Source organism: Natronococcus sp. A-GB7 (genome assembly GCF_029688865.1).
GTDB lineage: Archaea > Halobacteriota > Halobacteria > Halobacteriales > Natrialbaceae > Natronococcus.
Window position 1 is genome coordinate 133228 of sequence record NZ_JARUKV010000005.1, and the last position, 19895, is coordinate 153122.

General features: G+C 66.9%; 22 protein-coding genes. 10 read left to right on the forward strand and 12 right to left on the reverse strand.

The genetic code is table 11. The features are described 5' to 3' along the window. The first annotated feature begins 61 nt into the window (after nt 1-61). Together QA609_RS06435 and QA609_RS06440 are read left to right on the forward strand one after the other, a co-directional pair. A complete protein-coding gene (locus QA609_RS06435; RefSeq protein WP_278301763.1) occupies nt 62-235 on the forward strand; it encodes a hypothetical protein in 174 nt (57 codons plus the stop codon). 3 nt (nt 236-238) lie between these two features. Beyond that, entirely contained in the window at nt 239-1204 is a 966-nt protein-coding gene (locus tag QA609_RS06440; RefSeq protein ID WP_278301764.1) for a TIGR03885 family FMN-dependent LLM class oxidoreductase, read from the forward strand. A gap of 565 nt (nt 1205-1769) precedes the next feature. Here the strand turns inward: QA609_RS06440 and QA609_RS06445 are convergent. Beyond that, nucleotides 1770-2561 carry a helix-hairpin-helix domain-containing protein gene (locus QA609_RS06445; protein WP_278301843.1) on the reverse strand — a complete coding sequence of 264 codons (792 nt, stop codon included), beginning with the start codon at nt 2559-2561 and terminating at the stop codon, nt 1770-1772. A 225-nt stretch (nt 2562-2786) separates the two neighbouring features. On the opposite strand from QA609_RS06445, the gene QA609_RS06450 reads away from it, so the two are divergent. After that, nucleotides 2787-3305 carry a gamma carbonic anhydrase family protein gene (locus tag QA609_RS06450; RefSeq protein ID WP_278301765.1) on the forward strand — a complete coding sequence of 173 codons (519 nt, stop codon included), beginning with the start codon at nt 2787-2789 and terminating at the stop codon, nt 3303-3305. A gap of 15 nt (nt 3306-3320) precedes the next feature. Here QA609_RS06450 and QA609_RS06455 read toward each other — a convergent pair whose 3' ends face one another. The 3 genes from QA609_RS06455 to QA609_RS06465 all read right to left on the reverse strand — a co-directional run bounded on the left by QA609_RS06455 (nt 3321) and on the right by QA609_RS06465 (nt 5983). Further along, nucleotides 3321-4496 (reverse strand): CaiB/BaiF CoA-transferase family protein, encoded by a 1176-nt coding sequence (locus QA609_RS06455; RefSeq protein ID WP_278301766.1) that lies wholly within the window; start codon nt 4494-4496, stop codon nt 3321-3323. Between the two features lie 108 nt (nt 4497-4604). Continuing rightward, nucleotides 4605-4808, reverse strand: a complete 204-nt coding sequence (locus QA609_RS06460; protein WP_278301767.1) for a hypothetical protein — start codon at nt 4806-4808, stop codon at nt 4605-4607. A 5-nt stretch (nt 4809-4813) separates the two neighbouring features. After that, entirely contained in the window at nt 4814-5983 is a 1170-nt protein-coding gene (locus tag QA609_RS06465; RefSeq protein WP_278301768.1) for a thiolase family protein, read from the reverse strand. A 175-nt stretch (nt 5984-6158) separates the two neighbouring features. Between QA609_RS06465 and QA609_RS06470 the strand changes: the two genes are divergently transcribed. Then, the gene (locus tag QA609_RS06470) at nt 6159-6770 is read left to right on the forward strand and encodes a VOC family protein (RefSeq protein WP_278301770.1); all 612 of its coding nucleotides are present in this window, start codon (nt 6159-6161) and stop codon (nt 6768-6770) included. Nucleotides 6771-6779: 9 nt separating this feature from the next. On the opposite strand, the gene QA609_RS06475 is transcribed toward QA609_RS06470, so the two are convergent. Continuing rightward, complete coding sequence (locus QA609_RS06475; RefSeq protein WP_278301771.1) at nt 6780-7430, reverse strand: DUF6517 family protein; 651 nt, start codon at nt 7428-7430, stop codon at nt 6780-6782. 199 nt (nt 7431-7629) lie between these two features. Between QA609_RS06475 and QA609_RS06480 the strand changes: the two genes are divergently transcribed. Continuing rightward, nucleotides 7630-8940 carry an aspartate aminotransferase family protein gene (locus tag QA609_RS06480; RefSeq protein WP_278301772.1) on the forward strand — a complete coding sequence of 437 codons (1311 nt, stop codon included), beginning with the start codon at nt 7630-7632 and terminating at the stop codon, nt 8938-8940. 45 nt (nt 8941-8985) lie between these two features. Here the strand turns inward: QA609_RS06480 and QA609_RS06485 are convergent, their stop codons facing one another. The 4 genes from QA609_RS06485 to QA609_RS06500 form a co-directional block, all read right to left on the reverse strand. Beyond that, entirely contained in the window at nt 8986-9204 is a 219-nt protein-coding gene (locus QA609_RS06485) for a hypothetical protein (RefSeq protein ID WP_278301773.1), read from the reverse strand. Nucleotides 9205-9278: 74 nt separating this feature from the next. Continuing rightward, a complete protein-coding gene (locus tag QA609_RS06490; protein WP_278301774.1) occupies nt 9279-10772 on the reverse strand; it encodes a dihydrolipoyl dehydrogenase in 1494 nt (497 codons plus the stop codon). A 56-nt stretch (nt 10773-10828) separates the two neighbouring features. Further along, nucleotides 10829-12418, reverse strand: coding sequence for a fused MFS/spermidine synthase (locus QA609_RS06495; RefSeq protein WP_278301775.1), 1590 nt, complete (start codon nt 12416-12418; stop codon nt 10829-10831). Nucleotides 12419-12480: 62 nt separating this feature from the next. Continuing rightward, the gene (locus QA609_RS06500; protein ID WP_278301776.1) at nt 12481-12960 is read right to left on the reverse strand and encodes a hypothetical protein; all 480 of its coding nucleotides are present in this window, start codon (nt 12958-12960) and stop codon (nt 12481-12483) included. Nucleotides 12961-13058: 98 nt separating this feature from the next. Here QA609_RS06500 and QA609_RS06505 point away from each other — a divergent pair, with 98 nt between their 5' ends. Continuing rightward, on the forward strand, nt 13059-13676 hold the full coding sequence (locus QA609_RS06505) for a TMEM175 family protein (RefSeq protein ID WP_278301777.1): 618 nt from the start codon (nt 13059-13061) through the stop codon (nt 13674-13676). An 18-nt stretch (nt 13677-13694) separates the two neighbouring features. On the opposite strand, the gene QA609_RS06510 is transcribed toward QA609_RS06505, so the two are convergent. Further along, nucleotides 13695-13919, reverse strand: a complete 225-nt coding sequence (locus tag QA609_RS06510; RefSeq protein ID WP_278301778.1) for a hypothetical protein — start codon at nt 13917-13919, stop codon at nt 13695-13697. Between the two features lie 86 nt (nt 13920-14005). Between QA609_RS06510 and QA609_RS06515 the strand changes: the two genes are divergently transcribed. Next, nucleotides 14006-14410: an SRPBCC family protein gene (locus QA609_RS06515; RefSeq protein ID WP_278301779.1), complete on the forward strand. Its 405-nt coding sequence runs from the start codon at nt 14006-14008 to the stop codon at nt 14408-14410. A gap of 58 nt (nt 14411-14468) precedes the next feature. Here the strand turns inward: QA609_RS06515 and QA609_RS06520 are convergent, their stop codons facing one another. Beyond that, nucleotides 14469-15734 (reverse strand): GTP-binding protein, encoded by a 1266-nt coding sequence (locus QA609_RS06520; RefSeq protein ID WP_278301780.1) that lies wholly within the window; start codon nt 15732-15734, stop codon nt 14469-14471. A 94-nt stretch (nt 15735-15828) separates the two neighbouring features. Here QA609_RS06520 and QA609_RS06525 point away from each other — a divergent pair, with 94 nt between their 5' ends. The 3 genes from QA609_RS06525 to QA609_RS06535 all read left to right on the forward strand — a co-directional run bounded on the left by QA609_RS06525 (nt 15829) and on the right by QA609_RS06535 (nt 19171). Beyond that, on the forward strand, nt 15829-16125 hold the full coding sequence (locus tag QA609_RS06525; protein WP_278301781.1) for a hypothetical protein: 297 nt from the start codon (nt 15829-15831) through the stop codon (nt 16123-16125). Next, complete coding sequence (locus QA609_RS06530) at nt 16125-17108, forward strand: ArsA family ATPase (protein ID WP_278301782.1); 984 nt, start codon at nt 16125-16127, stop codon at nt 17106-17108. The genes QA609_RS06525 and QA609_RS06530 overlap by 1 nt, the downstream gene beginning before the upstream one ends. A 176-nt stretch (nt 17109-17284) precedes the next feature. Continuing rightward, nucleotides 17285-19171 carry a carbon starvation CstA family protein gene (locus tag QA609_RS06535; protein ID WP_278301783.1) on the forward strand — a complete coding sequence of 629 codons (1887 nt, stop codon included), beginning with the start codon at nt 17285-17287 and terminating at the stop codon, nt 19169-19171. 84 nt (nt 19172-19255) lie between these two features. Here QA609_RS06535 and QA609_RS06540 read toward each other — a convergent pair whose 3' ends face one another. Continuing rightward, nucleotides 19256-19876, reverse strand: coding sequence for a hypothetical protein (locus tag QA609_RS06540; RefSeq protein ID WP_278301784.1), 621 nt, complete (start codon nt 19874-19876; stop codon nt 19256-19258). Between the last annotated feature and the right edge of the window lie 19 nt (nt 19877-19895).

Sequence of the window (19895 nt, forward strand, 5' to 3'; positions counted from 1 at the left end):
CGGCCCGCGGGAGGCACATTCAGGGAGCGGGGTTTAGGCGACGGACGGTGACAGCGCCAGTATGAGCGAGACGCCCGAACGAGACGACCTCGAGTCGCCCGTAGACCGCAGCCGGAGCGAGCTTCGAACCAGCCGACTCGCCGACGGCACCTGGCTCGTCGCGAGCCGTCCGTCTCGAGGGACCGAGCCGGATCGACGCCTCGAGGGGCGATCCCGGACGGACCCGGAGGTGTGAACCGTGGCCGAGATCGGTTTTCACGCCTCTCATGAGCAGTTCGCACCAAGCGACCTGCTCGAGTGTGTCGAGCTCGCCGACGAGTACGGGTTCGACGAGGTGCTTGCCTCCGATCACTTCCACCCCTGGAGCGAGCGCCAGGGCGAGTCGGGGTTCGTCTGGTCGTGGCTCGGATCGGCGATGGAGCGGACCTCGCTGTCGTTCGGCACCGTCAACGCGCCCGGCTACCGCTACCACCCGGCGATCATCGCGCAGGCGGCCGCGACGCTCCGGGAGATGTACCCCGAGCGATTCTGGTTCGCCGTCGGGAGCGGCCAGCTGATGAACGAGGGGGTCGCGGGCGTGGAGTGGCCCGTCAAGGACGAGCGCAACGCCCGCCTCGAGGAGTGCGCCGAGGTCATGCACCGGCTGTGGGGCGGCGAGGAGGTCACCCACCACGGTCGGGTGGACGTCGAGCAGGCGACGCTGTACACCCGACCCGACTCCCCTCCGCCGCTGTTCGGCGCCGCCCTCTCCGAGGAGACCGCCCGCTGGCTCGGCACTCGCGAGTGGGTCGGGGGACTGATCACGATCGCGACGCCCGACCACGAGGGTCTCGAGAGCCGGATCGAGGCGTTCCGCGAGAACGCCCCGGAGAAACCGATCGCCCTCAAGGTTCAACTCGCCTACGACGAGGACGACGACGCGGCGCTGGAGGGCGCCTACGACCAGTGGCGCACCAACTGCGCGCCGGGATCGGTTACCCAGAAGCTGCGCACCCCCGAGGAGTTCGACGCACTGGGCGAGCAGGTCACCCGCGAGCAGGTCGAAGCGAGCGTCCGGATCTCGGCCGACCCGGAGGACCACCTCGAGTGGCTGCAGCGGGATCTCGAACTCGAGATCGACAAGCTCCTGTTGCACAACGTCACCCGCGAACAGGAGCTGTTTATCGAGGACTTCGGCGGGAAGGTGCTCCCCGAGCTCGAGTGAGGGGAGGTAGCCGCAAGGCGAGTTTCGTGATTCAGTATCGAAACCGGATCCGACCGGTCGAGTCGTTACGTCGAGCGTATGAACCTAATGCCACCTCTTCGATCAGCTAATAGAGATGGTGAAAGAGCCGTGCTGAATACAGAGCGCGAGTCTTGCACGAGAAACTGGTTCCATTGAGACGGTCGAGATTGATTTATGTAGGTGAAGAGCACAGCGGCAGGTCCAGCTAAAATATACTGAAAACATCCAATATTCTATCAATATACTTATCGTACTTCCCTTCTTTCTCCTCTTCTCCGTCGGGCGGTTTTGTATCCTTCCTGTCGCCAGTCATAGATGAACAGTTGACATGAGCAGAAATTAACTTTCTGGTCATAATAGACGTTCACTTCGCATGTTCGACTGAATGGCTGTTTTGACACAAAATAGGTGAAATAAACCGTCGCCGAGTGCTGAATACGTCCTCTATATTCAGCAGACATCTCTTGACAGCTACCGGAGGCATCGATCACTGCGCCGTTACCTATTTGACCCATACGTAGCGCGAGAACGCCACCAGTTGCGGTTAGGCTTCGGCTTGATCGATCCACTCCCGTGCCCGCGAGGTCGAGACCGCCGCGACCTCGGCGACGGCCTCCGGATCGGACTCCGTCAGGTCGTCGACGGTCGTGATCCCCATCTCGGACAGTCGCTCGCTGGTCGTCGTCCCGATGCCGTCGATCTCCTCGAGCGCGCGGTCGGAGTCGATCTCGATCGACGTTCCCCCGGCGTCTCGAGCCTGCTCGGCTCGCTCCTCGAGTTGCTCCTGGACGGCGTCGATCTGCTCGGCCTGGCTCTCGAGGAGCTCCTCGACGTCCTCGGTTCGGTGCTCGAACTGCGTCTCGAGTTCGTCCTGCAGCTCCCGGGTTCGTTCGAGCTGGTCGCGCAGCTGTGAGGCGAGGTCGTCGACGTTCTCGACGGTCCGGTCCTCGAGCTCGCGCGAGGACTCGAGCAGTCGTTCGGTGCTCGCCTCCGTCGCGTCGACGAACTCCGCGGAGAGCTCGTCGACGCTCTCGACGTCGCGTTCGAATTCGCGCTCGAGGGCGTCGTAGAACTCCGCGTGGGTGGTTTTCAGCTGGTCGAAGCTCTCATCGATTCCCTCCTGGATCGGCTCCTGGTTCCCGCCCGGGACCATCGCGGTCATCGTTCCAATCGTTCCGTGGGCCATCGCCCGTGCGAGCTCGAGTTGCTGGCGCTGGAGCGACTCCTGGCTCTTGACTCCGGTGAGCGTCATCCGGCTGACGGTTCCGCGGGTCGCGAAGCTCTGCTCGACGAACTGCTGGCTCCCTTCGATCGCGGCTCGTTGGGCGTCGAACATCGTTCGGATCGGTGTGTCTGGCTGGCTCATGCGTTTCCAGCCTGGCTCCATCGCTGGTGAGTATAAATCCCGAGCTTGCATCCTTCGACGTCGCCGCACTCTGGCGGTATCGCGTGGGCCGTTATCCCGAGAGCCCGCGCCGAGCCCGCTGTCGTTCCCGTCGGGTCCGATGACAGTCGGCGTTCCGACGACGAGCCTTAAGATCCCGGTCGTGGTCGATCGACTATGGTCGACAGTCGAACCTACGAGTTCGAGGGCTCCAGTCCGTCGATCGACGACGAAGCCCACGTGAGCGGAGACGCCGTCCTCGTCGGCGACGTCGAGGTCGGGGCCGAGGCGAGCGTCTGGCCCGGTGTCGTCCTCCGGGGCGACGTCGGTCCCGTTCGGATCGGGCAAGGGACCCACGTGGGCGACAACGCGACGCTGCACGCGGCGACGCTCGAAGATCGAGTGATGGTGGGACACGGCGCCGTCCTCAACGAGGCGACCGTCGAGACGGGCGCACTGGTCGGGTTCAACGCGACCCTAAACACCGATGCGACGGTCGGGTCCGGCAGCATCGTCGCCGCGGGGACCGTGATCCCTGACGAGTACGCGATCCCGCCGGAGTCGTTCGTCCGCGGCGTTCCAGCCGAGGTCACGCCCCTCGAGGAGACGGGGATCGACCCCGAGGCGATCTTCGAGGAGTTCTCCTCGGGGGCGTACACGGATCTGGCCCGCCGTCACGGCGACTTATTCGAGTAGCCCCTCCTCGCGCGATCAGCGAACCGCGCCGGACTCGAACAGTCGCTCGATCGCCGCCTCGTCGTAGCCGACCTCGGCGAGGTACCGACGGGTGTGTTCGCCCTGCCTGGGGACGGTCTCGCTCGTTTCCGTCGGCGTCTCGCGGTGACGGGCCGGAAACCCGATTCGAGGCGGTGCGTCCTCGGGACGCTCGACGAGCCCGCGGGCCCGGAACTGCGGGTGCTCGTCTACCTCCGCGGGCGCGTAGACCCCGGTGACGGCGGCGTCGACGTCCGAAAGCGCCGCCTCCCACTCGTCGCGGGTTCGCTGGCGAAAGAGGCCTTCGAGTTCGGCTCGCAGGGCCGCCCGTACGTCGGGATCGTCCGAGCCGTGCTCCGCGACGAGGTCCTCTCTGTCGACGGCCTCGCAGAACGTCCGCCAGAACTTCGGCTCGAGGGCTGCCAGGACCAGCCACCGCCCGTCGGCGGTCTCGTAGCTGTCGTACCACGGCAGCGCGCCCGTTAGCGGCGTCTCGCCCGGTCTGGGCTCGGCGGGGTCGCCGGTGAGCGACTGGTAGGCGACCGCCTGGGAGAAGGAGGCGACGACGTCGGCCAGCGCGATATCGACGTACTCGCCGTCCGCGTTGCCGAGTTCCCGTGCGAGGACGGCCTCGACGATGGCGAAGGCCGCGAACAGGCCGCCGGCCATGTCGCCGATCGGGTAGCCCGGCGTCTGGGGTTTCGCGTCGGGCGACTCGCGAGTCATGTCGAGCAGGCCCGCGATCGAGACGTAGTTGAGGTCGTGGCCCGCCCGATCGGCCCAGGGACCGTTCTGGCCGTACCCCGTGAGCGAGCAGTAGATCAGCTCCTCGTTGTGCTCGCGGAGGGTCTCGTCGTCGATCCCCAGTCGGTCGACGACGCCCGGGCGAAAGCTCTCCAGGACGACGTCGCTCTCCTCGACGAGCCGGTAGAACGCCGCTCGGCCGTCCTCGCTCTTGAGGTCGATCGCGACGCTTCGTTTCCCCCGGTTCACCATCTCGAAGATCGCGCCGGTGCCGCGGTCGGTGAGCGGCTCCATCGCGCGGGCGTAGTCGCCCGCGCCGGTGTCTTCGACTTTCACCACTTCAGCTCCGGAGTCCGCCAGCAGCTGTGTCGCGTACGGGCCCGGCAACAGCCTCGAGAGATCGAGGATTCGAACGCCGTCGAGTCGCATACCCGAACGGTCGCGGCGAGATTACTTTACGCTGGCCCGCTCGGAGCGGGACGGTACCGGATGTCGCTCCCCGCGTCGGTTGTGGATCGGGCGCCCGGCGTCCCCCGTCTAGCTCTCGGAATCGGACGACGTCATCGGGCCCCACACGACGATCAGCGCGCTCACGACGACGGCCGTCCAGAAACCGAACGCCGCGCCGGAAGCGACGCCGTCGCCGAGACCGTAGCTGACCGCCCCGATCAGCGGCGGGAGCACGACCAGCAGGAGTACTGCTTCTCGAACCGCCGGCGATTCGGCGATGGCTCCGAACACCGTCCCTACACCCGCTCGACGATCGTCGCGATCCCCTGGCCGAAGCCGATACACATCGTCGAGAGCCCGACGTTCCCGCCCGTTCGCTCGAGTTCGTGGACCAGCTTCGTCAGCAGGGCAGCGCCCGTCGCCCCCAGCGGGTGGCCGTGGGCGATCGCACCGCCGTTGACGTTGGTTCGCTCCCAGGGGGCCCCCGTCTCCTCGAGCCAGGCGGCGACGACCGACGCGAACGCCTCGTTGACCTCGAACAGGTCGACGTCGGCCAGCTCGTAGGCCGACTGCTCGAGGACGCGCTCGGTCGCGGGGATCGGCCCCGTCAGCATCGTCACGGGGTCGACGCCGACGACCTCCGTTTGTCGAATCCGGGCCATGGGCTCCCAGCCGTGAGCCGCGGCGGCCTCCTCGCTCGCGATCAGTAGTGCCGACGCGCCGTCGACGATCCCCGAAGAATTTCCAGGGTGGTGGGCGCCGTCGCCTTCCTCGCGGAACGAGAGGGGAAGATTCGAGAGCGTCTCGAGGTCGGTTTCCGGGCGAGGGTGTTCATCCGCCCTGACCACGGTCTCTTCACCGCCCAGTTCCGTCTCGACGGGTACGATCTGGTCGTCGTACCGGCCGTCCTCCCACGCCTCGCCCCAGCGTCGCTGGGAGTCGACCGCGAGTTCGTCGAGCTCCTCGCGCGTGAACCCGTAGTTCTCGGCGATTCGCTCGGCGCCCTCGCCCTGGTGGGTCAGCTCGTCGAACTGCTCGAAGTAGGTGTCGGTGACGGCGCTCTCCCCGGCGACACCGTCGACGCCGTCCGAGCCCAGCGGCACGCGGGTCATGTGCTCGACACCGCCGGCGACCAACACGTCGTGCTGGCCCGCCATCACGTTCGTCGCCGCGAAGTTGACCGCCTGCTGGCCCGAGCCGCACATCCGGTTGAGCTGGACGCCCGGAACGCCGTCGCCCCAGCCCGCGACCATCGGCGCGATACGACCGATGTTGAGTCCCTGCTCGTCGACCGGCGTCACGCAGCCGTAGATCACGTCCTCGACCGACTCCGGGTCGAACCCGTTGCGCGCCTCGAGGGCCTCGAGGGGTGCGGCCGCGAGATCCTGGGGGTGTGTATCCCTGAACGACCCGTCTCGCTTGCCGAAGGGGGTCCGGACCGCGTCGACGATCACTGCCGTTTGCATGGCGTATACGTGCCCGACCCCGCGCATAATCGTTCGGGCCCCGGGTCGGATCGGTCTGCCCGCGGCTCGGTCCGCGGCCGCTTCCGAGCCCGCCGCGAGATCACGGGTCCGTTTCGTCCTCACCCCTCCCGGTCTTGGGGACCGTTTACGTTCCCAGGGTACCTATCAGGAGGTGATGACGGACGATCCCGAGATCACGGCCGACCGACCCGACAGCCCGATCCAGCTCGCCGGCACCGACCACATCACCCTCATCGGCAGCAACGAGGACGACACGATCGAGTTCTACCGCGACCTGCTGGGGATGCCGCTGGTCCTCAGACAGCCCAACCTCGACGATCCGGAGTCGACGCACCTCTTTTTCGATACGGGCGACGGGCGGATCCTCACCTTCTTCGTGAGCGACGACCGCCAGTCCAACGAACAGCCCCTGCGCCACCAGGTTGGCTCGGTCCACCACATCTCCTTCTCAGTCGAGCCCGAGCGGTTCATCGAGACCAAGGAAGCGCTCGAGGATGCGGGGCGGGGCTACAACGAGTTCGACCGAGGTATCTTCCACTCGCTGTACACCCGCGATCACAACGGGCTGACGATCGAGCTCGCAACCGACAAGTTCGACGTGCCGGACGATCGCCGGGGCGAGGTACTGGCGACCGCCCAGCGCCTGCGCGTCGAGGACGGTTCCGACTTCGCAGAGGAGCGCCACCTCGAGGCGGCCCTCGAGGAGCTGGGAATCGAGAGCGAGAAGTACGAACTGCCGGACGCGCCGTCGGGTGCCGGGCTCTGAAACGCCGAGTTAGTCTCGGTCGGGCAACTCCTCGAGCACACCGCCTATGAGCGATCGAAGGTTTTCGCCCTCGTCGTCGAGGTAGGTCGGATAGACGCCGAGCGTCGCAACCAGGTCGTCGCCGGCGTCGACGGTCTCGGTGACGAGGACGTTCACGTCGACGGTTCGCCCGTCGAACTCGGCCTCGCCGGTGAACGTCGACAGCGTCGTCGGCTGCTCGAGCACGGTCAGTTCTTCGTCCGAGTCGTGGTCGACGCTTCCGAGTCCGTCGTACGTATCTACGACCAGGTCGACGAGGTCGCTCGCCGAGCGCTCCCCGATCGGATTGAGCTGTCGGCCGGCGATCCCGACCTGTGGGCTCGAGAGAACGACGAACTCCGCGCCCTGGTGTTCGCCCAGCAACCCCATATCGATGGTCTTCTCGTACTCGGTGAGCGCGTTGACCAAGACGAGCTCCTGCGAGACGACTGAGACGCTGACCGTCTCTTCGAGGCGAAGTTCGTCGACGTCGGTTCGTTCGTAGCCCGTCTCCTCGCGGATCTCCGGATCGATCCCGGCCGGCGTTGCCTCGTGTCTGTCCAGCCCGACCGTCCCGAGACAGCCCGCGAGACCCGCGAGTCCGACCGTTCCCGCACCGGCGATCACCTGTCGGCGTTTCATTCTTTCATATATATCTTCCAGTCATACAAGATCTTTTGGGGTTCTTTGTTTCGAACTATTTCGGGAAGACTGCGAGCCGGCTCGTCGATCGTTCGTTATCGAGGGGAGATGCGTCGCAGGTGTTCGGTGCGACGAGTGCAGTCCGTCGCACCGAGCGACGTCTAAACGCCTAACTGTGCTCCCGAAGAACGACCCGAGGATGAACGATCCGAACGACGCCGCAGCAATGAGCGAACTCGTCGACCGCGCACGCGAGCTCATTCCCGGCGGCGCACAAACGGGACTGCGGGCACAAGCGTACGACACGGGCGACGTCGCCTTCGAATCGGCGTCGGGCGCCACGCTGACGACCGTCTCGGGCGAGCGGTACACCGACTACCACCTCGGATTCGGACCGATCGTCCTCGGCCACGCACACGACGGCGTCGACGAGGCGGCTCGAGCGGCGATCGACGACGGCGTGCTGTACGGCGCGGGCACGACGCCGCTCGAGGTCGAGGTCGCCGAACGCCTCGTCGGTCTCGTTCCAAGCATCGAGATGGTGAACTTCTGTAACAGCGGCAGCGAGGCGACCTATCACGCGATTCGGCTCGCGCGTGCGGCCACCGGAAACGAGAAGATACTGAAGTTCGAGGGCTGTTACCACGGCTGGCACGACTACGTCGACGTCAGCGTCTACCCGCCCGCCGACCGCGTCGGCGAGCGCTACCCCGAATCCGACGGGATGCTCCCGGCGGCCGTCGAGAACACGCTGGTCGCGCCGTTCAACGACCCCGACGCGCTCGAGGACGTCTTCCGAGAGCACGGCGACGAACTCGCGGCCGTTATCCTCGAGCCGATCCCCCACTCCGTCGGCTGTCTGCTCCCGGAACCGGCGTTTCTGGAGCGACTGCGCGAGGTGACCGAGAGCCACGACGTCCCGCTCGTGTTCGACGAAGTCATCAGTGGGTTCCGACACTCGCCCCGCGGTGTGCAAGCGGAGTTCGGCGTGACGCCCGATCTTACCTGCGTCGCGAAGGCGCTCGGCAACGGCTACCCCGTGGCGGCCGTCGGCGGCCGGAGGGACCTGCTGGCGCAGGCGGGTGGCGACAACGAGTCCGGCGTCGTCATCAGCGGGACGTATTCGGGGAGCCTGCCGGGGCTCGCCGCCGCTCGCGAGACGATCGATACGATCGTCGACGAGGACGTCCAGGGGTATCTCACGGCCCTCGGCGACCGCTACCGCGACGGTCTGAGCGAGCTGCTCGAGGATCACGGCGTGGAGGGACGAGTGGTCGGCCACCGAAGTATCTTCAGCGTGCAGTTCGGCGTAGACGGTGAGCCGCGAACCTACGAGGACGTGCTCGGTCTCGACGAGGAACGCTTCCGCGCGTTCGCGGCCGGGATGCGCGAGCGCGGACAGTTCTTTACGCCGAACCCGTACAAGCGCCACCACCTCTCGTTCGCCCACGACGGGAGCCACCTCGAGTCGTACCTCGACGCCGCGGACACGGTCCTCGCCGAGCTGTGAGACGCAGTGTTTCGGTGGCGCCCTTGGTCGACGACGAGCGGACCGCTAGTCGCGACAGGTCGAACAGCGCCGGCGTCGAACGATCAGCGCGACGACGCCGAGCGCGAGCGCGGTGACGAGCAGCTGGGCGCCGCCGGCTGCCAGCCCGTACGCGAGAGTGCCGCCGGAGACGGCGGTCGCTCCGGGGCCGAGACAGCAGAGACTCGCCAGTCCGGCCAGCCCGAGCTTCGTCCGTCGCGACGCCGTCTCCGATTCCGTCGCCATCGTTTACGTCGACGGGAACGGTCCGGATATCGTTTGTGGCACTCGAGGGGGCTACGCCTCGGCGTCTCGAGCAGTCATTCGTGGTCGTGATCGTGTTCGTGATGGCCGTCGTGGCTGTGGTGGTGCTGACCGCCGTGGTCGTCCGTCCCGCCGCGGTGAGAGAACTGCCCGGCGAACGCGCGGTCGACGACCTCCGAGAGCGCGGGGTGGACGTGGACTGACTCGCGGATGTCCCACACCGTTCCGGTGCCGGCTTTCATCGCGACGACGACCTCCTCGATCAGGTTCGACGCCTCCGGCCCGACGATGTGACAGCCGCGGATCGTCCCGTCGGGGTCGATCAGCACCTTGACGAACCCCTCGACCTTCATCGCCTTCCCGCGGGCGGTGTCCTCGTACCGGTACGTTCGCGTCGCGTACTCCAGCCCGGCGTCCCGGAGCTCGCCCTCTCGAGCGCCGACGCCGGCGACCTCGGGCGAGCCGAACACCGCGAACGGCATCGCCGTGTAGTCGACGGGCTCGAGTTCGTCGCCGAACAGGTTCCGGACGACGGCCCGCGCCTCGTGGTTCGCGTTGTGTTTCAGCAGGTGTTCGCCGACGATATCGCCGAGCGCCCAGATCCCGTCCGCGGTCGTCCGCAGGTACTCGTCGGTCTCGACGAACCCCGCGGCGTCGGTCTCGACGCCGGTAGCCTCCGGGTGCAGCAGGTCCGCGTTCGGCTGCCGGCCCGCGGCGACGAGCAGGGCGTCGCCGGTAACGGAGACGGGCTCGCGCTCGTCGGGAGCCGCCCACGCGGGGGGGTACGGTCGCGCCTCGACGGTCACCGCACCGTCCGATTCCGAGGCGGTGACGGCCTCGTACCCCGCATAGACGTCGAACCGATCGGCGTAGCGCTCGGTGAACGCGGCCGCGACCTCCCGGTCCGCCTGCGGGAGCAGGTGCGGGCGGCGGCCGACGATCGAGACGTCGCTCCCGAAGGTGCCGAAGAAGTGGGCGAGTTCGGCCGCGATGTACCCTCCGCCGACGACGAGGAGGTGCTCCGGCGGCGTCTCGAGCTGTAGCGCCTCGGTGCTGGTCAGGTAGTCGACGTCCTCGACGCCGTCGATCGGCGGGATCCACGGCCGCGTCCCGGCGGCGACGAGGACGGTGTCGGCCCGCGCGCGCTCGCCGGCGTCAGGGCCGTCGACGACCTCGATCGTTCGATCGTCGACGAACCGGCCCTCACCGTCCAGCAGCGTGTGCTGGTCTGAGGCGTCGAGCCCGTTGCGGATCGACTCGGCGCTCTCCGAGACGTCCCGAGTGACCTCGCGGACGATACCGGCGAAATCGACGTCGGTGACGTCGGCACGGATGCCGAACTCGTCGGCGCGCTCGACGGTCTCCATCACCTCGGCATGATACAGCAGTTGCTTCGAGGGGATACAGCCGCGGTTGAGACAGGTCCCGCCGAGCGGTCCCTTCTCGACGACCGCGACCGACCGTCCGCGGTTCGCGGCCGCGTTTGCCACGTCCAGTCCCGATCCCGACCCGATCACGAGGAAGTCGAACTCCGCAGTTCCGTCGGCCATACCGCCACGTCACTCCCGAGCCCTATCGTTCTTCTACCGCTTTCGGCGATCGTCGTCTACCTCGCTCCGGCGACGACGGCGGGGTTCGCCGTCGTCGGCTCCGACGACTCGGTCTCCTCGATGACGTACCGCTGACCCAGCATCGGGTCGAGCAGGCTATCGACGGGCGCCCGGTCGTCGCGCAGGACGGGGACGTCGTCGGTCTCGGGGTCGGTCATATAGTGGTCGATCTCGTCGCTCAGGTCGACGCCCAGGTCGCGTTCGGTGTTTCGCGCCTCGAGGTCGTCCTGCGAGAGCGCCTCACCGTCCTTGGTTGCGACCAGCTGGATGTTCTGGACCGAGTTCTCGTCGGAGGTCCGGAAACTGTAGACCTCCGGGAACGCCGCCTCCATCGTCGCGTACTCCGCGCGGTAGAACTCCGAGGCCGAGCCACTGGGGGCCGAGACGATGTTCGCGAGGAGGACGCCGTCGTCGCTCAACCGATCGGCGGTCACCTCCATGAACTCCTCGGTCGTCATGTGAAACGGCACCTGATCCTGTTTGTAGGCGTCCAGTACGATCACGTCGTACTCGTCGTCGGCGCCCTGGAGGAACTGCCGCCCGTCCTCGGCGTGGCTGGTCATCGTCTCGCCGTGCTCGAGACCGAAGTAGTCCTCCGCAGCCTCGGTGACCTCGGGATCGATCTCGACGACGTCGACGTCGACGTCGTACCGGTCCTCGAAGTCCTGGGGACCGGTGTACCCGCCCCCGCCAATAAAGAGGACGTCGTCGACCTCGGCGGGGTCGTCGACCATGAGCATCGGCAGGTGGAAGTACTTCGTGTACGCGAAGACGTGCCGATCGGGCTCCTCGAGGTCCATCGCGCTGTGGTGGGCGCCGTCTAGGTACATCGTCCGGACGTCGTCACCGTCGTCGACGACCTCGAGGTGCTGGTGGGGGGTCTGGCTCTCGTGGACGACGTCGCCGCGGTGGTCGAAGGCGACGGGGCCGCCGCCGGCCGCGGTGACGAGCAACAGGACGACGACGACGCTCGCGACCGTCGAGTTTCGCGGGAGCGACGGCAGCGTGAGCGCGAGCGCGGTGGCGACGAGCGTCAGCCCGAACAGCAGCCCGATCTGAGCGACACTCAGGTAGGGGATGAGGACGAACGTGGTCGCCGCCGAGCCGAGGATGCTCCCGATCGTGCCGAGCGCGTAGACGTGCCCGGAAGCCTCGCCGATGCCCTGCTTCTGCGAGAGCTGTGCGGCGTAAGGGCTGATGAAGCCGAGCAAGTAGGTCGGCGGCCCGAACAGCACGATCACGGCCGGCAGCGAGGCGTACCGCGGCGGGATCGCCAGCGTCGACGTGTACGCCAGCAGAAAGTCGCTGCCGTAGACGACGACGGCGACGTACACCGCCGTTCCGAGCATGATCCAGGACATCTCGCGGTTGGTCGCTAGCGCCGCTCGTTTCCCGCCCTGCCAGTAACCGAGGCTCAGCGCGGCTAGAAAGACCGTCAGGATGCCGCCGACCGTGTAGATGTGACTGCCGAACTGCGGTGCGACGATCCGTACCGCGAGGATCTCGAGGCCCATACTGGTGATCCCCGAGACGAACACCGCCATCTCGGGTTTCGTGGGCCGGTAGTCGGGGAGGGCGTTCCGCATTCGTTGTTCCCACAGTGTCGCCGGGTTCGTGAGTACCTGTCGGCTCCAGTCGCGGCCTCAAGCTACCCGAGGGCGGCGACCTCGGTCGACTCGAGCGACCGGGAGGCTACGTCGCTCGCCTCGAGGACGGATTCGAGCTCCTCGAGCCCGCGGTCGACGTCGATCCCGACCCGGTCGACGTGGGCGTCCGGTGATTCGCTCGGATCGGTCTCGAAGTGCGCGGTCAGCTCGAGCCCCTCCGGGTGATGATATCCACGGACGTGGACCTGCCACCACTCGTAGCCGCTCGGGTGGTCGGCGACGTACTCGACGCGTCTGAGGTTGCAGACCTCCCCGAAGTACGCAAAGGACATGTCCCAGTTCGGCGCGAAGTGGCACTCGCCGAGTACCCGTTCTACGTCAGACGACGACAGCGAGACGAGCAGCGCCGGCTCGAGCGGTTTCGGCCGCGTGAAAAACCGACCGCGTGCCGCGAGGAGCAGTCGTCTGCAGTCGCGGAGGACGACGTCGGTCAGGTTCGTTCGAGAGATCCGTCGTGGCATGGTGCGAACACCACCTCGAGGAGCCTAAAGGGAGGGCCACGTTGCAGTCACCGAGTCCGGGACGGTCGGTTATGCTCGTCCACGGTGTCTCCGGGAGTATGCCGACCGTTCGCCTCCTCGAGGGCGAGGACACCGACCGAATCGACGGGCTGAGCGACGGGCTGTTCGCGATCGTACTGACGCTGCTGGTGCTTCAGTTCCAGATTCCAGAGGTCGCCGCGGATCGCGCGGCCACGGAGCTTCCCGCGGCGCTCGCCGACCAGGAGACGCTGCTGTTCAGCTACCTGCTTTCGTTCGCCGTCGTCGGCCTCTACTGGATCGTCCACCACAACCTCTTCGAGCGGATCGAGCGCCACGACCGCGGGCTGTTGTACGGCAACCTCGTCTTCCTGCTGTTCGTCTCGTTCATCCCGTTCCCGACCGAACTGGTCGGGATCTACGGGACCCGGTTCGCGTGGACGCTGTACGCGTGCAACCTCGCGCTCGTCGGCCTCTCGCTGACGGCGCTCTGGTGGTACGCCTACCGTCGCGGGTTCACGAGCGACGGGATCACGCCGCGCGTCGGGCGTGCCGTCGCGATCCGGGGGCTGATCGGGCCGGCGGTCTTTCTCCTCTCGATCGGCGTCGCCGCCGTCAGCCTCCGTGCGGCGTTTCTGACGCCGATCCTGATCGTTCCGCTACAGGCGCTGTGGGTGCGTCGGTTTCGGAGGTCCTGACAACGGACGACGAGTCGCTCAGGGTCGCGTCATCACGAGCGTGAGCACGAACAGCCCGGCGGCGACCGCGACGACGGTCGTGAGACTGACCTCGACCAGCCCGACGACGGCCGCGCCGGCGACGATCATCCAGCCGAACAGCAGCGACAGCACCGCGTTGAGAACCAGCAGTACGCGCGGATCGCCTCGGGATGATTCGAGTCCCTCGCGGAACCCGTTCCGGTCGGCGTCGGGATCGGCCATATCCGAGTAGGCGAACGTGGCTCACTTAGCCGTTTCCGTCGGTCGCCGAGGCCGACACTTATGCCGGCTCCGGCGAACGGTAGCGTATGCGGGAAGTCACGGTCTCTCGACGGATCGACGCGACGGCGGTCGAGCTCTCATCGCGGTTCGACCCGCCGGCGATCGTCGAGGCCGAGGGGAGTTTCACCGTCGACCACGTCCACGAGGAGGGCGACGCGACGATCGTCGTCGCCAGCGGGCCCGGCATGCGGCTCCCGCTGCGATTCGAGTACCGCGAGGACGCGCTGTACTACACCCAGGAGGGCGAGCAGGGACCGTTCGAGCAGATGGAGACCTGGCTCGAGTTCGACGAGCGCGAGGACGGCACCGAGGTCGCGTTTCGGTCGTCGGTTTCGCTGGCGGCCCCGTTGCCGTTCGGCGACCGGATCGCCGCCTGGAAGCGCAAGGGCGAACTCGAGCGCGCGCTCGAGGCGATGGCCGACGCGTTCTAGAGCCCTCGAGGCGACGACTGACGCGTTTTGAAGGCCCTGAGGCGACGGCTGACGGGTTCTACGGTTCGCGAAGAACGACCGGTTCGTCGTCCTCCTCCGGGAAGGGGTTCTCGAGCGCTTCCGCCCGCTCCCACTCCTCGTCGGTGACCAGACACTCCCGTAACTTCGAGCGCAACGGTTCGCCCTCGAGGTCGGTTCCGATGAACACGAGTTCGGTCCGGCGGTCGCCGTGCTCGTCGTGCCACGCGAGGTCGGGGCGGTTCGACCGGTAGAGATCGCGCTGGACCTCCGGAAGCGCGGCGATCCAGGGACCGTCGCTCGTCGCCCGAACCGACGGGCCGGCCTGGGAGAGATCTACTCTCGCGTCGCTGCCGGCGATCCACGCGACGCCCTTCGATCGGACGACGTCGTCGGGCAGCTCCCGGAGGAACGCGGCGAAGCGCTCGGGATGGACCGGGCGCCGCTCCCGGAACGTCAGCGAGTCGACGCCGTAGACCTCGTCGGGGTGGCGGTGGTCGTGGTGGCCTTCGTCGTGGTCGCAGTCGTGGTCGTGTCCATGCTCGTCGTGATCGTGGCCGGGCTCGTCGGTTTCGGAGCTTTCGCTCTCGTCCTCGGCGCCCTCGAGCGCCCGCTGCCACCCCGCGCCCTCGCCCAGCTGGCCGGGATCGAACAGGTCGACGCCGAGCAGGTCGTCGGGATCGATCGCACTGAACTCCGTTCTTCGGAGGTCGGCGTCGGGCCGGAGCGCCTGGACCAGCGCCTCGGCCTCCTCGAGCTCCGCGGGCTCGCAGAGGTCGGCCTTGTTGAGCAAGACGAGGTTCGCGACCTCGAGCTGCTCGATCAGCAGGTCCGAGAGGGGGCGGTCGTCCTCGTCGGGGTCGGTGCGCCGTTCGGGAACGTCCTCGCCCGCGAAGGCGTCGAGGAAGAGTCGGGTGTCGAGCACCGTCACGAGCGCGTCGAGCTCGTAGCGGGCGGCGACCCGCGAGCTGGTGGTAAAGAGTCGGGCGACGGGCTCGGGTTCGGAGATTCCCGAGGACTCGACGATCAGGTGATCGAACGCTCGCTCGCGAGCAAGACGGACGACCGCCGTCTCGAGGTCGTCCTGGAGCTCACAGCAGATACAGCCGTTCGAGAGCTCGGCGACGCCGCCGGCGTCGAGATCCGACCCTTCGGCGACGAGTTCGGCGTCGACGTTGACCTCCCCCATGTCGTTGACCAGGACCGCGAGCTCGCGGTCGCCGGCGTTGCGAAGCAGGTGGTTGAGCAGCGTCGTCTTGCCGGCGCCGAGGCTGCCCGAGAGGACGGTAACGGGAATCGCTGACATACGGGTGTGTTGGAACTCGGCGACTAAGGTGCGTCGGCTTGAGGACGGCGAGAGCACGACACCTTTTAGCCTCGAGCCCCGAGGATCATCGACAATGACGCTCGCCGAGCGGATCGCGCGGTTCCGAGAAACCCTCGAGGAGTGGCTCCGGGGACTCTACCACGGGATGATCACTCACCCCGCCTACGAGAAGGTCGAGGCCGAGGCCGAGGACCAGGAGGATGCGTTCATGCTGGCGTGTTTCCCCGACGCCTTCGGTATCCCGAGCCCGGTGTCGTACTACACGGCCGAGCTGTTGCCCTACCTCGAGGACGAGTACGAGGCTTGGGAGCGACGGCTCTGGGACCGGGGGTCGGTGATCGAGCGCAAGGGCCACCAGTACCACTTCTGATGACGGAGTTCGTCTTCTTCGGCGGGAAGGGCGGGGTCGGCAAGACGACCGTCTCGAGCGCGTACGCCCTCGAGTGCGTGAACGCGGGACTCGAGACGCTCGTCGTCTCGACAGACCCGGCCCACAGCACGGCCGACGTCTTCGACCAGGAGTTCGGCGACGAGCCCCGCCCGGTGGAGGGGTACGACGGGCTCTCGGCGCTCGAGATCGATCCCGAACAGGAGGTACAGGACCACCTGCAGGGGCTGAAACGCCAGCTAAACTCGCAGCTGTCGGCGGCGATGGTCAACGAGGTGGACGTCCAACTCGAGATGGCTCATCAGACGCCGGGGGCCTACGAGGCCGCGCTGTTCGATCGGTTCGTCGACGTGATGCGGTCGGCCGAGCCCTACGACCGGGTCGTCTTCGACACCTCGCCGACGGGGTCGACGCTGCGACTGCTCGCCCTGCCGGAGTTACTCGAGCGCTGGATCGAGCGGTTGATGGACAAACGCGAGCGCAGTATCGACCTCTACGAGAAGGCCGCGATCGGCAACCAGGAGCCACGGCGGGTGATGGATGGCGATCCGATCCTCGCCCGGCTGCGAGAGCGCAAGGAGCGCTTCGAGTTCGCGGGCAAGACCCTGCGCGAGAACGCCGGCTTCTACCTGGTGATGAACCCCGACGAGCTCTCGATCCGGGAGACCGAGCGCTCGCTCGAGACCCTCGGCGAGGCGGAGCTACCGGTTCGCGGACTCGTAGTCAACCGGCTGACACCCGAGCCCGACCCCGACGAAGAGGGGCGGGGCGCACGCTATCTGCGCCAGCGGGTGGCGACCGAACGCGATCGCCTCGAGCGCATCGAGGGGGAACTCGCGCCGCCCGTGGTGGCCACCATCGAGACCCGCGTCGAGGAGGTGCGGGGAAGCCTGCTCGAGGACGTCGCGGCCGACCTCGAGATCGACGTCGACGCGAGTGCGAGCGAGCGCGCGCGAACCGAGTGAGGGGTGCTGGTGGGGGCCGGCGACCCGCTTTCGCCGCCCACGTGTCGGATTACCCACCTTCTTCGGAATAAATACTTCACAAATGTGTCGCAATTTGCTGCCGTCGTGCGCGATCTGAACTCAATGAATTATATTTATAGTGCCTCCCCGCAACCACCCGTCCGAGAAAGGATACCATGGTAGGTGTAATTTGGATCGTGGCACTGGTGCTGACGACGTTTACCGTCTCGTACATCGTGTACGGGCGGTACCTGTCGCAGTTCGTGGGGCTCGACGACAGTCGAGAGACGCCAGCACACAAGTATCGAGACGGACAGGAGTACGTACCGGCGAAGAAGCCGGTGCTGTTGGGGCATCACTATTCGAGTATCGCGGGCGGTGCACCCGTGGTTGGACCGATCACAGCTGCGCTGATCTGGGGCTGGCTTCCGGCCGTGCTGTGGGTCGCGATCGGCAACCCGCTGATGGGGGCGGTCCACGACTTCGTCTCGCTGTCGAGCAGCCTGCGACACGAGGGGAAGTCGATCGGCTACATCATCGGTCAGTACGTCGGCGAACGCGGAAAGAACATGCTGCTGTGGTTCGCGTTCCTGCTGACGATCCTGGTGGTGGCGGTGTTCGCGCTGGTCATCGGGGTCGTGCTGGACGCCTATCCCCAGGCCGCGACCGCGAGCATCATCTACATCACGCTCGCGTTGCTGTTCGGTGTCTGGCTCTACCAGCTCGGGCTGCCGTTCTCGGTCGGGACGGTAGTCTTCGTTTCGGGCGTCTTCGCGTCGGTCTGGATCGGCATCCAGTATCCGCTCGCGCTCGTGCCGCCCGCCGAGGCCGGCGCTTACCCCGACGGAACGATCGTGTTGCTCGATTCGGCACCGGCGATTATCCCGGCGCTGCTCGAGAGTACCAACATCGGCGCCTGGGTGCTGGTGATGCTCGTCTACGGCGGCGCCGCGAGCGTCCTGCCGGTGTGGATGTTGCTCCAGCCCCGCGACTACCTCTCGTCGTTCCTGCTGTACACCGGGGTCGGCGGGGGACTGCTGGCGGTTATCGTCGGCACCCTGATAACGGGGATGGGGACCGACGCGGTCCATCCCGAGACGGGCGCGCAACTGGACCTCGACATCGCGATCGGCGCCTGGTACGGCTTCTTCGGTGAAGGCGGTCCCCTCGCGGCCGAGGGGCTCATCCCGCTGATGCCGCTGTTCCCGCTACTCTTCCTCACTATCGCGTGTGGAACCATCAGCGGCTTCCACTCGCTGGTTTCCTCGGGGACGACCTCGAAGCAGCTGAACAAGGAAAGCGACGCCAAGCTGATCGGCTACGGCGGCATGCTGGCGGAGGGACTGCTGGCTGCGGTCGCGCTCTGTGCCGTGGCGGTCATGGCGATCCCCGCCGCCGACGGCGGGATCGGACTCGCGTTGCCGAACTTCGCGACCGGTGGCGGCGCGATCCTCACTACCCTGGGGATCCCCTTCCAGTACGCCGCGCCCTTTATGGCGCTCGTGCTCGCGAGCTTCCTGCTGACGAGCATGGACACGGCCGTCCGACTGGGGCGATACATGGTCGAGGAGATCGTCGGCACGCCGGAGACCCAGGTCGAGGAGTACGCGGCGAACCGCTACGTCAACACGTCGATCATCGCGGTCGTCGCGTTCTTCCTGCTCGGTAGCGGTCGATGGGAGGACCTCTGGACGCTGTTCGGCGGCGCGAACCAGCTGCTGGCGTCGCTGGCGCTGCTGACCGGCACCGTTTGGCTCGCAAACTGGGACCGGTCCAAACAGCTGATCTCGACCGGCGGTCCGATGGCGCTGATGGGAGTCATCACGGTGGCCGGTCTCAGCTGGGTCGGTCTCTACCAGATCCTCGCTGGTCGGCTGCTCGGTATCACCGCCGAAGCCGAGACGGGGCTGCTCGGGCAGGCGTCGGCGGTCGTACAGCTGGTCCTCATCGCGATCCTCATCGGGCTCGCGTTGTCGCTGTTCAAGATCGGCTACGACAACCTGCAGGCGCTCGAGGACGCCGACGACGGCGTCGCGGCAGACGTCGGCGCCGACGACGACTGAGCGCCGGCTCGCGACTTTTTCGGCCTCGAATCCGGACAGCAGCCGCGCTCGAAGACTGGTGAAATCGGGGGCGGTGATAGCAGACTACAGCTGTAGCCGCCTCGAGAGCAGATCCAGAAAACCCGGCTCCTCGTACTCGATCGGCTCCCAGAGGCGGAAGGCGGTCGCGACGTCGGCGTTCTCGCTTGCGACCAGCTCCTCGTCGTCGGGCGCGACGGCGACGAGGTTGATCTCGTAGTGGCCGTTGTAGCCGAACTTCAGGAGGGTTCGACCGTCGAAGTCGTCGATGCGCTCGCGGACGTCGTCAGGAATCGACGGTGCGATAGCGACGAACGTGAAGTCCGTCGAGAAGTGTTCCTCGTCGGTGTCGATCCACTCCTCGGCCAGACCCTCGCCGAGGTCGACGAACCGATCGAGCGCCCGCTCGTCGACGGACTCGAGACGCCGCACGAACAGGTGCTCGGTCGAGCCGTGCTCGCCGATCGAGATCGAGGGGTGGAGGAAGTGTTTCTGACTCCGCAGCTCCATCCGACCGTACAGCGTGAATCGCTCGCCGTCGACCCGATACGCCTTCTCGAGGTCGTAGTTGTGCAACAGCCGGTCGCTCACCCGGTCGACGTACTCGTCGTCCCAGTCGGGAACCTCCGCCGAGCGCTCGCCCGACGGCTCCTCGAGGTCGGGCTCCGGCGGCCCGTCGGTATCCATGGTTGGAGCTACCACGCCG